The following is a 13,084-nucleotide window of genomic DNA, read 5'->3' as shown; positions in this document are numbered from 1 at the left end:
CCGTACGTTCGTGAGGCGAGGGACGCACGTGACGTGAGGGAAGAAGCGGAAGCCCTGCTTCCGTGAACCTCACCGGCGTACCGTCGTCGGCGCGCATCTCCCTCACCCCGCGGCCACCGCCACTCGCGCGAGGGCCCGCCAACCAGTACGAGCACCAGGACCGGCGAACCACGTGAGCTCCACTTCTTCCACCAGGCACCCGGCGCACCCCCAGGTGCGCCAGGGGACCCGCGGCGCGTACCGACTGGTGCGCACCGCCCCGGTCCGGGTGGATCCCCCTCGTCTTGACGCAGGGCAGCGCGCGGTGGTTGAGCACGGCGGCGGACCACTCCTCGTGCTCGCGGGTCCCGGTACGGGCAAGACGACCACGCTGGTGGAGTCCGTCGCCGCGCGGATCGCCCGGGGCGGCGATCCGGCCCGCATCCTGGTGCTCACGTTCAGCCGGAAGGCGGCCGTCGAGCTGCGCGACCGCATGGCCCTGCGCATAGGCGCAGCCCGCGCCCCCCAGGCCACCACCTTCCACTCCTTCTGCTACGCCCTGGTCCGCGCCCACCAGGACACCGACCTCTTCGTGGAGCCGCTGCGGCTGCTGTCCGGCCCCGAGCAGGACGTGGCGGTGCGCGGACTGCTCGCGGGCCAGCCCGACCTGGAGCGGCTCGGCCTCGCCTCCGTGCGCTGGCCGGACGAGCTGCGCGCCTGCCTGACCACGCGTGGCTTCGCCGACGAGGTCCGCGCGGTCCTCGCCCGCAGTCGTGAACTCGGCCTCGGCCCCGACGCCCTGGAGGCCTTCGCCCGGCGCATCGGCCGCCCGGACTGGAGCGCGGCGGCGGCCTTCCTCGCCGAGTACCTCGACGTGCTCGACATGCAGGGCGTGCTCGACTACGCGGAACTGGTGCACCGCGCGGTGCTCCTCGCCCGGCGCACCGACGTCGCCGGGCGGCTCGCCGCGCAGTACGACGCCGTCTACGTGGACGAGTACCAGGACACCGACCCCGCGCAGGTACGGCTGCTGCACGCCCTGGCCGGCGGTGGCCGCCGCACCCTCGTCGCCTTCGGGGACCCGGATCAGTCGATCTACGCGTTCCGGGGCGCCGACGTGAACGGCATCCTGGACTTCCCCGACGCCTTCCCCCGTGCGAACGGCCGCCCGGCACCGGTCGAGGTCCTCCGGACGTCCCGCCGCTCGGGCGCCACCCTGCTCGCTTCGACCCGTCTGCTCACCCAGCGCATGCCACTCACCCGCCTGCCGTCCGAGAAGGTACGTGCCCACCGCGAGCTGTCCCCGGTGCGGGACGGGGGCGGCGCCGAGGTGTACACGTACCCGACGGCCGGTACGGAACTCGACAACATCGCGGACATCCTGCGCCGCGCCCACCTGGAGGACGGCGTCCCCTGGGGCGACATGGCGGTCCTGGTGCGCGCGGGCTCCCGCTCGATCCCCACGGTCCGGCGGGCGCTCACCGTCGCGGGCGTCCCCCTCGACATCGACGGCGACGACCTGCCTCTGCGGCACGAACCGGCGGTGGCGCCGTTGCTGACGGCTCTGCGGGCGGTGGCCCGGGCGGAGTCGAACGCGGAGTCGAATACGGACACGGAGCGGAGGACCGGCGAAGGCGCGGGTGGTTCCGAGGAGGCCGGTGACTCCGAGGACGCCGGGGACGTCTCCGCGCCCGTGGAGGGCGCCGGGGAGGTTCTCGGGGACTCCGCGCGCGTGGAGGGCACTGACGGGGCCACCGACGAGACAGCCGAGACGAGGGGCTCCGAGGGCGCGGATGATTCGGCCGACGGTGCCGACGGTGCGGGCGGTGGGCAGGTCGTCGCGGCCTGGCTCGGCACCGAGACCGCGCTCACCCTCCTCGCCTCACCGCTCGCCAGCATGGACGCGGCGGATCTGCGCCGCCTGGGGCGTGCGCTGCGCGAGGAGGAGCGCGCCGCCGGGAACCTCGTACCGCCGCCGTCCGACGAACTGCTGGCCCGCGCGCTGGCCGAGCCGGAGCGGCTCGTCGCGCACGATCCGGCGTACGCCCGAGGGGCCCAGCGCCTCGGCGCGCTGCTCCGTAAAGCCCGTGAGCGTCTCGCGGGCGGCGGGAGCGCCGAGGAGGCCCTCTGGGACCTCTGGCAGGGCACGCCGTGGCCCCAGCGCCTGGAGCGGGCCGCCCGCCGCGGCGGTGCGGCCGGGCGCAACGCCGACCGGGACCTCGACGCGGTGTGCGCGCTGTTCGCCACGGCCGCGCGCGCGGAGGAGCGGACCGGAGGCCGGGGGGCCCTGAACTTCCTGGAGGAGATCGACGCCGAGGACATCGCGGCCGACACGCTGACCCGGCGGGCGCTCCGACCCGATGCCGTACGCCTCATGACGGCACACCGCTCCAAGGGACTGGAGTGGCGGCTCGTCGTCGTCGCGGGTGTCCAGGAGGGCCTGTGGCCGGACCTGCGCCGGCGTGGCTCCCTGCTGGAGGCCGACCGCATCGGGCGGGACGGCCTCGCGGAACCTCTCACCCCCGGTGCCCTCCTCGCAGAGGAGCGCAGGCTCTTCTACGTGGCGGCCACCCGCGCGCGTGAACGCCTCGTCGTGACCGCGGTGAAGGCACCGGCCGACGACGGCGACCAGCCGTCCCGCTTCCTCACCGAACTCGGCGTGGAGCCCAAGGACGTGACCGGCCGCCCGCGCCGCCCCCTGTCCGTCGCCGCGCTCGTCGCGGAACTGCGCGCCACGACGGTCGACCCGCGCGCCTCGGACCGCATGAGGCAGGCGGCGGCCCACCGCCTCGCCCGGCTCGCCGCCCTCGCCGACGAGGACGGCCGGCCGCTCGTCCCCTCCGCGCACCCCTACCGCTGGTGGGGCGTGTACGAGCCGACCGAGAGCAAGGTCCCGCTGCGCGACCGCGACCAGCCCGTCGTGCTGTCCGGCAGCGCCCTCGACCAACTCGCCAACACCTGTGCCCTGCAGTGGTTCCTCGGGCGCGAGGTGAAGGCCGACGCGCCCGCCACCGCCGCCCAGGGCTTCGGCAACGTGGTGCACGTCCTCGCCGACGAGGTCGCCTCCGGACGCACCCCCGCCGACCTTGCCGTGCTCATGGAGCGCCTCGACTCCGTGTGGAACGCGCTCGCCTTCGACGCGCCCTGGAAGTCGGCGCAGGAGAAGGAGCACGCCCGCGTGGCGCTCGAACGCTTCCTGAAGTGGCACGTCATGGACCGCACCGGGCGCACGCCGGTGGCCAGCGAGCACGACTTCGACGTGACCCTCGAAGCGGGCTCCTACGAAGTACGCATCCGCGGCTCCATGGACCGGGTCGAGGCGGACACCGACGGCCGCGCCTACGTGGTCGACTTCAAGACCGGCAAACAGGCGCCCAGCGCCGCCGAGGTGACCCACCACCCGCAGCTCGCCGTGTACCAGCTCGCCGTCCGCGAAGGCGCCGTCGACGACGTCTTCGACGGCGAACGCCCCGACCCGGGCGGCGCCGAACTCGTCCAGCTGCGCCAGGGTGCCGCCAAGAAGAACGGCGGCGAGACCCTTCCCAAGGTGCAGGCGCAGGAGCCGCTGGAGGGCGAGTGGGTCGGCGACCTCCTGGCGAACGCCGCGGGCAAGGTCCTCGACGAACGGTTCTCGCCCACGACCGGACAACACTGCACACACTGCGCGTTCCGGGCGTCGTGCAGTGCCCGGCCGGAGGGACGGCAGGTCGTCGAATGACCTACCCGGAAAGGGACACCGAGTCGTCGGGTCGAACGGTGCGAGTGGCGGGACGTCACCTGCGTGACGTACGGCACCACAGGGGCTGACCAGCGGTTCTTCCGCCCCCGGCGTCGATGTGGCCCCCACTGTCAGCGGGCGCCGCTAGCCTCTCGGACATGCCCGCCCGTATCACCCGTCCCGATCAGCTCAAGGAGCTCCTCGGGATCCCGTTCACCCCGGAGCAGACGGAGTGCATCACCGCGCCGCCGGCCCCGCAGGTGATCGTGGCCGGCGCCGGTTCGGGCAAGACCACGGTGATGGCGGCGCGCGTGGTGTGGCTGGTCGGCACCGGACAGGTCGCCCCCGAACAGGTCCTCGGCCTGACGTTCACCAACAAGGCGGCCGGCGAACTCGCCGAGCGGGTCCGCAAGGCGCTCGTCAAGGCGGGGGTCACGGACCCGGACGTCATCGACCCCGACAACCCGCCGGGTGAGCCGGTCATCTCGACCTACCACGCCTTCGCGGGCCGTCTGCTCACCGACCACGGCCTGCGGATCGGGCTCGAACCGACGTCACGACTGCTCGCCGACGCCACCCGCTTCCAGCTCGCCGCCCGCGTGCTGCGCGAAGCGCCGGGCCCCTACCCGGCGCTGACCCGCTCCTTCCCCGACCTGGTCGGCGACCTCCTCACCCTCGACTCCGAGCTGTCCGAACACCTCGTGCGAGCCGAGGACCTGCGCGCCCACGACGCCGAACTGCTGCGCACCCTCGAAGGCGCCAAGCTCAGCAACGCGGACCTGCGCAAGGTCCCCGAGGCCGCCGCCGCCCGCCGGGAACTCGCCGAACTGGTCGGCCGCTACCGAGCCGCCAAACGCGAACGCGACCTCCTCGACTTCGGCGACCAGATCGCCCTCTCCGCCACCCTCGCCCGCACCCGGCCCGAGGTCGGCGAGATCCTCCGCGACGAGTTCCGGGTCGTCCTCCTGGACGAGTACCAGGACACCTCGGTCGCCCAACGCGTGCTGCTCGCCGGACTCTTCGGCGGTGGCACCGGGCACCCCGTGACGGCGGTCGGGGACCCCTGCCAGGCGATCTACGGCTGGCGCGGCGCCTCGGTGGCCAACCTCGACGACTTCCCCGAACACTTCGCCCGCTCCGACGGACGCCCCGCCACCCGCCAGTCGCTCAGCGAGAACCGCCGCAGCGGCGGCCGCCTCCTCGACCTCGCCAACGGCCTCGCCGAGCCGCTGCGCGCCATGCACGCGGGCGTGGAGGCGCTGCGGCCCGCCCCCGGAGCCGAGCGCGACGGCCTCGTGCGCTGCGCGCTGCTGCGCACCCACGCCGAGGAGATCGCCTGGCTCGCCGAATCCATCGCGCACCTCGTACGCACCGGCAAGGCGCCCGGCGAGATCGCCGTGCTGTGCCGCACCGCCACCGACTTCGCCGAGATCCAGGGCGCCCTCGTCGCCCGCGACATCCCCGTCGAGGTGGTCGGACTGTCCGGGCTGCTGCACCTGCCCGAGGTGGCCGATCTCGTCGCCGTCTGCGAAGTCCTGCAGGACCCGGGGGCCAACGCCTCCCTCGTCCGTCTGCTCACCGGACCGCGCTGGCGGATCGGCCCACGCGACCTGGCCCTCCTCGGACGCCGGGCGCGCCTGCTCGTGTCCCACGCGCGCGTGGGGGCCGACGAGGACCCGGACCACCGGCTCGCCGCCGCCGTCGAGGGGGTCGACCCGGCCGAGGTGATATCGCTCGCGGACGCCCTCGACACCTTCCTGGAGACCCCCTTCGAGACCCCGGGGGACGACGACGGGCTGCCCTTCTCGCCGGACGCGCGCGTGCGGTTCGCCCGCCTCGCCGCCGAACTGCGCGACCTGCGCCGCTCCCTTGCCGACCCGCTGATGGACGTCCTGCACCGGGTCCTCGCCGTCACCGGACTGGAGGTCGAACTCTCCGCGTCCCCGCACGCCCTGGCCGCCCGGCGCCGCGAGACCCTGTCGAACTTCCTGGACGTCGCCGCGTCGTTCGCGGCCGGCGACGGAGAGGCGAGTCTGCTGGCTTTCCTCGGCTTCCTGCGCACCGCCGCGCAGTACGAGAAGGGACTGGACAACGCCCTGCCGGGCGGTGAGAACACCGTCAAGGTGCTCACCGCGCACAAGTCCAAGGGCCTGGAGTGGGACGTCGTCGCCGTGCCCGGCCTGGTCAACGGCACCTTCCCCAGCAGCCAGGGCCGAGAGAAGTGGACCGCCCAGGGCAAGGTCCTGCCGCACACCCTGCGCGGCGACGCCGACACCCTGCCCGACATCGAGGCCTGGGACGCCCGCGGGATCAAGGCCTTCCAGGAGGCCATGAAGGAGCACCAGCACACCGAGGAACTGCGTCTGGGCTACGTGACGTTCACCCGCCCCCGTTCGCTCCTGCTCGGATCCGGCCACTGGTGGGGCCCGTCCCAGAAGCGCCCCCGCGGCCCGTCCGACTTCCTGCACGCCCTCTACGACCACTGCGCGGCCGGACACGGCGAGATCGAGGCCTGGGCGGACGAACCCGCGGAGGACGAGGAGAACCCCGCCCTGCACGAGGGGTCCGCCGACCACGCCTGGCCGCTCCCGCTGGACGACGCGGCCCTCACCAGGCGCCGTGCGGCGGCGGAGACCGTGCTCGCCCACCTGGAGCGCGTCGCGTCCCACGGCGACGCGCACCCCGCCACCTCCGGGCACCGTCCGACGGCCACCCACGACCCTGCCTCCCACGACGATCCGGAATGGCCGCCACCGTCCGAGGACGACGAGGAGACCGATCCGTTCGCCTACGAGGAGGACGACCTCCCCGAGGACGACTCCACCCGTGACGGCCTTCCCGAGGGGCCCTTCCCCGAGAGCGACGACTCCGACTGGGACTCCTGGACGACGGAACGCCCCGGCGACCGCCCGGCCGGGCACGGAACAGGCCGCCCGACCGTCCCGCACCAGGGCCACGCCCCCGCCGTGGACGCCCGCCGGCACCCCGAGGAGCCCGGAGCCGAACACCTCACGCCCGAGGAGGCCCGCACCCTCGCCTCCTGGGACCGCGACCTGGACGCGCTCACCGGGGAACTCCTGCGTGCCCGCGCGAGCGTCACCGACGTACCGCTGCCCGCCTCGCTCACCGCCTCCCAGCTGCTGCGCCTCGCCTCCGACCCGGACGCCTTCGCGCAGGAGCTCGCCCGCCCCATGCCGCGCCCCCCGCAGCCCGCCGCACGCCGGGGCACACGCTTCCACGCCTGGGTGGAGTCCCGCTTCGAAGCGCTGCGGCTGCCGATGCTGGAGCCCGACGAGCTGCCCGGCAGCGATGCCGAGATCGCCGACGAGCGCGATCTGGAAGCCCTGAAGGACGCCTTCGAACGCACCCCCTACGCCCATCGCACGCCCTACCGCGTCGAGGCACCCTTCCAGCTCGCCATCGCCGGGCGCGTGGTGCGCGGACGCATCGACGCCGTCTACAAGGACGGCGACGGCGACGGGACGACGTACGAGATCGTCGACTGGAAGACCAGCCGCGAGCGGACCGCGGACCCGCTCCAGCTCGCCGTGTACCGCCTCGCCTGGGCCGAGCGGCAGGGCGTGCCCCTGGAAGCCGTCACAGCCGCGTTCGTGTACGTCCGCGGCGGCGAGGTCGTCCGCCCCGGCCGCCTCCTGGACCGTGCGGCACTGGAGCGGCTGCTCACCGAGGACCCCGCGGCCCTCTCGGACGGGGCCCCCGGAGAACCGCCGGACGAACACGCCTCCGTGGGCAGCTAGGCTCGTGAACATGAGCAAGCCCGTTGACGACGTCGTCAGCACCGTCCGCACGTACATCGAGGCCCACCGCGGCGCCTTCCTCGACGACCTCGCGGAGTGGCTGCGCATCCCCTCGGTCTCGGCCCAGCCCGAACACGCCGCGGACGTGGCGCGCAGCGCCGACTGGCTCGCCGCCAAACTCAGGGACACCGGCTTCCCCACCTGCGAGATCTGGCCCACCGCGGGAGCCCCCGCGGTCTTCGCCGAGTGGCCCTCCGAAGACCCCGAAGCGCCCACCGTCCTCGTCTACGGACACCACGACGTGCAGCCGGCCGCCCGCGAGGACGGCTGGGACACCGACCCCTTCGAACCGGTGATCCACGGCAACCGCCTCCACGCGCGCGGGGCCGCCGACGACAAGGGCCAGGTGTTCTTCCACACACTCGGCGTCCGCGCCCACCTCGCCGCCACCGGCCGCACCGCCCCGTCCGTGCACCTGAAACTGCTCGTCGAGGGCGAGGAGGAGTCCGGCTCCCCGCACTTCCGCCGGCTCGTCGAAGAGCGTGCGGAGCGGCTGGCGGCCGACGCCGTGATCGTCTCCGACACCGGCATGTGGTCCGAGGACACCCCCACGGTCTGCACCGGCATGCGCGGCCTCGCCGAATGCGAGATCGAGCTGTTCGGGCCGGCCCAGGACATCCACTCGGGGTCGTTCGGCGGCGCCGTGCCCAACCCGGCCACCGCGGCCGCCCGACTGGTCGCGGGCCTGCACGACGAGCACGCACGCGTGGCCGTACCCGGCTTCTACGAGGGCGTCACCGAACTCACCGACCGCGAGCGCGAGCTCTTCGCCGAGCTGCCCTTCGACGAGGAGACGTGGCTGCGCACGGCCCGGTCGACGGCCACCCACGGAGAGGCCGGTCACACCACCCTGGAGCGGGTCTGGGCCCGCCCGACCGCCGAGGTCAACGGCATCGGCGGCGGCTACCCGGGCCCCGGCAGCAAGACGATCATCCCGTCCTCGGCCCTGGTGAAGCTCTCCTTCCGGCTGGTCGCGGGACAGGACCCCGACCACGTCGAGAAGGCCGTCCGCGCCTGGGCCGCCGACCAGGTACCCGCCGGTGTCCGGCACGAGATCACCTTCGGGCCGGCCACCCGCCCGTGCCTCACCCCGCTGGACCACCCCGCCCTCCAGTCCGTCGTACGCGCGATGGGCCGCGCCTTCGAGCAGCCGATCCGCTACACCCGGGAGGGCGGCTCCGGGCCCGCCGCCGACCTCCAGGAAGTCCTCGGTGCCCCCGTGCTCTTCCTGGGCATCTCCGTTCCCTCCGACGGCTGGCACGCCCCCAACGAGAAGGTCGAACTGGACCTCCTCATGAAGGGCGTCGAGACGGCCGCCCACCTGTGGGGCGACCTGGCCGAGAACTGGCGCGAGCCACACTGAACAAGCCGATCCCCACCCTCATGGGCACCGCACACGCCCGTCCTGCCGAACCGCCCGCCGAAATAACCGTTCCACCGGGGGAGTTGGAAGCACCCGTGACCACCTGGACCGACCACAGCGCCGACCGTCCCATCTCGCTGACCGCGCCGAGCGGCATCGACCGCGCCGCCCACCACCGGCTCGACGAGGCCTGGCTCGCGGCGGCCTGGAGCCACCCCACGACCCGCGTCTTCGTGGTCTCCGGCGGTCAGGTGCTCATCGACGAGACGGCCGACGGCACCACCGAGCTCCTGATGACGCCCTCCTTCGAGGCTCCGCTCACCGAGGCGCACCGCTACTTCCTGGGCACGGACGACGACGGGGTGAGCTACTTCGCGCTCCAGAAGGACGCGCTGCCCGGCCGCATCGACCAGTCCGCCCGCCCCGCCGGGCTGCGCGAGGCGGGGCTCCTGCTCTCTCCCCGCGACGCGGGACTGATGGTGCACGCCGTCGCGCTGGAGAACTGGCAGCGACTGCACCGCTTCTGCTCCCGCTGCGGCGAGCGGACGGTCATCGCCGCCGCCGGTCACATCCGCCGCTGCCCCGCCTGCGGTGCCGAGCACTACCCCCGCACCGACCCGGCCGTGATCATGGCCGTCACCGACGACGAGGACCGCATCCTGCTCGGCCGCCAGGTGCACTGGCCCGAGGGCCGCTTCTCCACGCTCGCGGGCTTCGTCGAGCCGGGCGAGTCGATCGAGCAGTCCGTGCGCCGCGAGGTCTTCGAGGAGGCGGGCATCACGGTCGGGGACGTCGAGTACGTCGCCAGCCAGCCCTGGCCGTTCCCCTCCAGCCTCATGCTGGGCTTCCTCGCCCGCGCCACCTCGTTCGAGATCAACGTCGACGGCGAGGAGATCGAAGAGGCCCGCTGGTTCTCCAGGGAAGACCTGCGGGCCGCCTTCGAGTCCGGAGAGGTACTGCCTCCCTACGGAATCTCGATTGCGGCCCGCCTGATCGAGCTCTGGTACGGCAAGCCCCTGCCGACGCGGGGGAACGCCGTCTGACGTCGCTCAGACGCCGATCTTCTGCTTGACCTGGGCCAGCGAGGGGTTCGTCAGCGTCGAACCGTCCGGGAAGAGAACGGTGGGAACCGTCTGGTTTCCGCCGTTCGCCTTCTCCACGAACGCCGCGGACTGCGGGTCCTGCTCGATGTTGATCTCGTTGTACGTGATGCCCTCGCGGTCCATCTGGCTCTTCAGCCGACGGCAGTAACCGCACCACGTGGTGCTGTACATCGTCACAGTGCCCTGCATGTCCAACGGCTCCTTCACGGCTTCGGGTGCGTGCTCGCTGCCAGTGGAACGCAGGCGGCCGGGCCGCCATTCCCGCCGGGGGTATCCACCCGCCCGACTCCCGCACGGGCTTCCGGCCGCCGGTCGCCCCGGCCCGCGCCGTGACGCCTGTCGCATTCGTACGACTGCAGGTGCCTCCCTGTGGACAACCGGCTCACCCGTCTCTGTGGACCTGGCAGCATGGCGGGGTGACAGCAGCAACGCACTCCACCCTCTTCCCGCAGGTTCCGGACACGGCCGACGCGGTGCTCGACGGGCTCGACCCCGAGCAGCGCGAGGTCGCCACCGCCCTGCACGGTCCGGTGTGCGTCCTGGCGGGCGCCGGCACCGGCAAGACCCGGGCGATCACCCACCGCATCGCCTACGGAGTGCGCGCCGGGATCCTCCAGCCCTCCAGCGTGCTCGCCGTCACCTTCACCAACCGGGCCGCCGGCGAGATGCGCGGACGGCTGCGCCAGCTCGGTGCCGGGGGAGTGCAGGCGAGGACCTTCCACTCCGCCGCGCTGCGCCAGCTCCAGTACTTCTGGCCGAAGGCGGTCGGCGGCAGCCTGCCCCGGCTCGTGGACCGCAAGATCCAGCTCGTCGCGGACGCGGCTGCCGCCTGCCGCATCCGCCTCGACCGGGGAGAACTGCGGGACGTCACGGGCGAGATCGAGTGGTCCAAGGTCACCCAGACCATCCCCGCCGACTACGCCGCGGCTGCCGCCAAGATCGGCCGCGAAGCCCCCAGGGACCCGGCCGAGATCGCCCAGATCTACTCCGCGTACGAGGACCTGAAGCGCGACCGCGCCGTCATCGACTTCGAGGACGTCCTGCTGCTGACGGTCGCCGTCCTGCAGGACCGGCACGACATCGCCGAACAGGTCCGTTCCCAGTACCAGCACTTCGTCGTCGACGAGTACCAGGACGTCAGCCCACTCCAGCAGCGGCTCCTGGAGCTGTGGCTCGGCGAGCGGGACAGCCTCTGCGTGGTCGGCGACGCCAGCCAGACGATCTACTCGTTCACCGGTGCAACTCCTGACCACCTGCTCGACTTCCGCACCCGCCATCCCGGAGCCACCGTCGTCAAGCTGGTCCGCGACTACCGCTCCTCGCCCCAGGTCGTCCATCTCGCCAACGGCCTGCTCTCCCAGGCCCACGGCCGGGCCGCCGAGCACCGCCTCGAACTGATCTCCCAGCGACCGTCCGGCGCCGAACCCGTCTACGCCGAGTACACGGACGAGCCCGCGGAGGCCGAGGGCGCCGCCCGCCGGATCCGCGACCTCATCGCCTCCGGCGTCCCCGCCGCCGAGATCGCCATCCTGTTCCGGACGAACTCCCAGTCCGAGACCTACGAACAGGCGCTCGCCGACGCCGGTGTCCCCTACCAGCTGCGGGGCGCCGAGCGGTTCTTCGACCGCCCCGAAGTGCGCAAAGCGGGATCGGCCCTGCGCGCCGCGGCCCGCTTCGGCGGCAACGACGCACTGCTCGACGACGCGGACGACCTGCCCTCCCAGGTGCGGGCGGTGCTCTCCGGCGAAGGCTGGACGACCCGGCCCCCGGCCGGCTCCGGCGCGGTCAGAGAGCGCTGGGAGTCACTGGCCGCCCTGGTGAACCTCGCGCAGGACTTCGCGACCGCCAAGGCCGGCGCGACCCTCGCCGACCTGGTGGCCGAGCTCGACGAACGTGCGAACGCCCAGCACGCCCCGACCGTTCAGGGCGTCACGCTCGCCTCCCTGCACTCCGCCAAGGGACTGGAGTGGGACGTGGTGTTCCTGGTCGGTGTGGCGGAGGGCATGATGCCGATCACCTATGCAAAGACCGACGAGCAGGTCGAGGAGGAACGCCGCCTCCTGTACGTGGGTGTCACCCGGGCCCGTGAGCACCTCTTCGTCTCCTGGGCGCTGGCCCGCTCGCCCGGCGGACGTGCGGGCCGACGCCCCAGCCGGTTCCTGGACGGCCTGCGTCCCGGCTCCGTGGGCACAGCAGGACGGGGCGGTGGCGGTGGGGCCGGGGGCATCGAGCGCGGCGTCCGTGGCGGCGTCGCCACCGCCGTGGGGCGCAGAAGCCGGACCCCCGCGCGCTGCCGGGTCTGCGGGCGGACGCTCACCGACGCCGGTGAGATGAAGCTGATGCGCTGTGAGGGCTGCCCCTCCGACATGGACGAGGGCCTCTACGAGCGGCTGCGCGAGTGGCGTGCCGTGCAGGCGGAGCGCAGCGGGCAGCCGGCGTTCTGCGTCTTCACCGACAAGACGCTGATGGCGATCGCCGAGACCGTGCCGGACGACGCGGGAGAGCTCGCCCGGATCCCCGGCGTCGGCGTGCGGAAGCTCAACCGCTTCGGGACCGAAGTTCTGGCCATCTGCGCAGGTCGCGAGGTCGACGAAGAGCGTGAGAGCGACTGATTCAAAATCGTCGAAAAAATAGTTTGCGCATGCCCCAGCAATCCCCATAGGTTCTTAACCACGGCAGCAGCGGCCTTCTCCGAGGCACTGGTTCCGTGCTGTACTTAATAACCGTCGGGTCGGCTCACGCCGATCCCCCAAGACGCCGAGAGGAGGCGATTCCAGTGATCAGCATCAACACCAGCTTCATCAGGACCGTGAAAATGACCGATCCCTCGACCGTCGTCTCCACCTGCTCGCTCGGCGTCTCGAACCTGGGCACCGGTCTGTCCGGCATCCGTGCCGTCCGTCCGGCGTCCTCCGTGTCTCTCGCGGTCCTTCCCGTCCGGGAGCGCAATGAGCGACCGACGCAGGCACTGGAAGCGGCAGTAGTGGCAGAGGCGCATGCCTATGCCTTTGCGGCGGCCGGTGCCGGATCCCTGAAGCAGACGCAGCAGCAGCACACGATGTGGGCCTTCCGTGGGCCTGAACCCTGGAGTGATCCAGCCTGA

The 13,084-nt window shown here is 72.8% G+C and carries 7 protein-coding genes; 6 read left to right on the top strand and 1 reads right to left on the bottom strand.

Going from position 1 to position 13,084, the window contains the following annotated elements; genetic code table 11:
- The first annotated feature begins 172 nt into the window (after positions 1 to 172).
- From OG406_RS14860 to nudC, 4 genes are all read left to right on the top strand, one after another.
- Positions 173 to 3,697, top strand: a complete 3,525-nt coding sequence (locus tag OG406_RS14860) for an ATP-dependent helicase (RefSeq protein WP_329186148.1) — start codon at positions 173 to 175, stop codon at positions 3,695 to 3,697.
- Positions 3,698 to 3,855: 158 nt separating this feature from the next.
- Positions 3,856 to 7,455, top strand: a complete 3,600-nt coding sequence (locus OG406_RS14855; protein ID WP_329186146.1) for a UvrD-helicase domain-containing protein — start codon at positions 3,856 to 3,858, stop codon at positions 7,453 to 7,455.
- Positions 7,456 to 7,465: 10 nt separating this feature from the next.
- Complete coding sequence (locus OG406_RS14850; protein WP_329186145.1) at positions 7,466 to 8,878, top strand: dipeptidase; 1,413 nt, start codon at positions 7,466 to 7,468, stop codon at positions 8,876 to 8,878.
- A 95-nt stretch (positions 8,879 to 8,973) separates the two neighbouring features.
- Entirely contained in the window at positions 8,974 to 9,921 is a 948-nt protein-coding gene (gene nudC, locus OG406_RS14845; protein ID WP_179165302.1) for an NAD(+) diphosphatase, read from the top strand.
- Between the two features lie 6 nt (positions 9,922 to 9,927).
- Here nudC and OG406_RS14840 read toward each other — a convergent pair whose 3' ends face one another.
- Positions 9,928 to 10,170 carry a mycoredoxin gene (locus OG406_RS14840; protein ID WP_081219297.1) on the bottom strand — a complete coding sequence of 81 codons (243 nt, stop codon included), beginning with the start codon at positions 10,168 to 10,170 and terminating at the stop codon, positions 9,928 to 9,930.
- A 227-nt stretch (positions 10,171 to 10,397) separates the two neighbouring features.
- Between OG406_RS14840 and OG406_RS14835 the strand changes: the two genes are divergently transcribed.
- Together OG406_RS14835 and OG406_RS14830 are read left to right on the top strand one after the other, a co-directional pair.
- The gene (locus OG406_RS14835; protein WP_326842388.1) at positions 10,398 to 12,593 is read left to right on the top strand and encodes an ATP-dependent DNA helicase UvrD2; all 2,196 of its coding nucleotides are present in this window, start codon (positions 10,398 to 10,400) and stop codon (positions 12,591 to 12,593) included.
- A 164-nt stretch (positions 12,594 to 12,757) separates the two neighbouring features.
- Positions 12,758 to 13,084, top strand: coding sequence for a hypothetical protein (locus OG406_RS14830; RefSeq protein ID WP_081219298.1), 327 nt, complete (start codon positions 12,758 to 12,760; stop codon positions 13,082 to 13,084).

The sequence above is a fragment of the Streptomyces sp. NBC_01428 genome, assembly GCF_036231965.1.
Classification (GTDB): Bacteria; Actinomycetota; Actinomycetes; order Streptomycetales; family Streptomycetaceae; genus Streptomyces.
This window is presented reverse-complemented; position numbering and strand designations above follow the sequence as displayed.

Bases quoted from the DNA above. Each gene is read 5' to 3' on its own strand.
- OG406_RS14855 (WP_329186146.1), top strand. From the start codon at position 3,856: ATGCCCGCCCGTATCACCCGTCCCGATCAGCTCAAGGAGCTCCTCGGG.
- OG406_RS14850 (WP_329186145.1), top strand. From the start codon at position 7,466: ATGAGCAAGCCCGTTGACGACGTCGTCAGCACCGTCCGCACGTACATC.
- OG406_RS14840 (WP_081219297.1), bottom strand. From the start codon at position 10,170: ATGCAGGGCACTGTGACGATGTACAGCACCACGTGGTGCGGTTACTGC.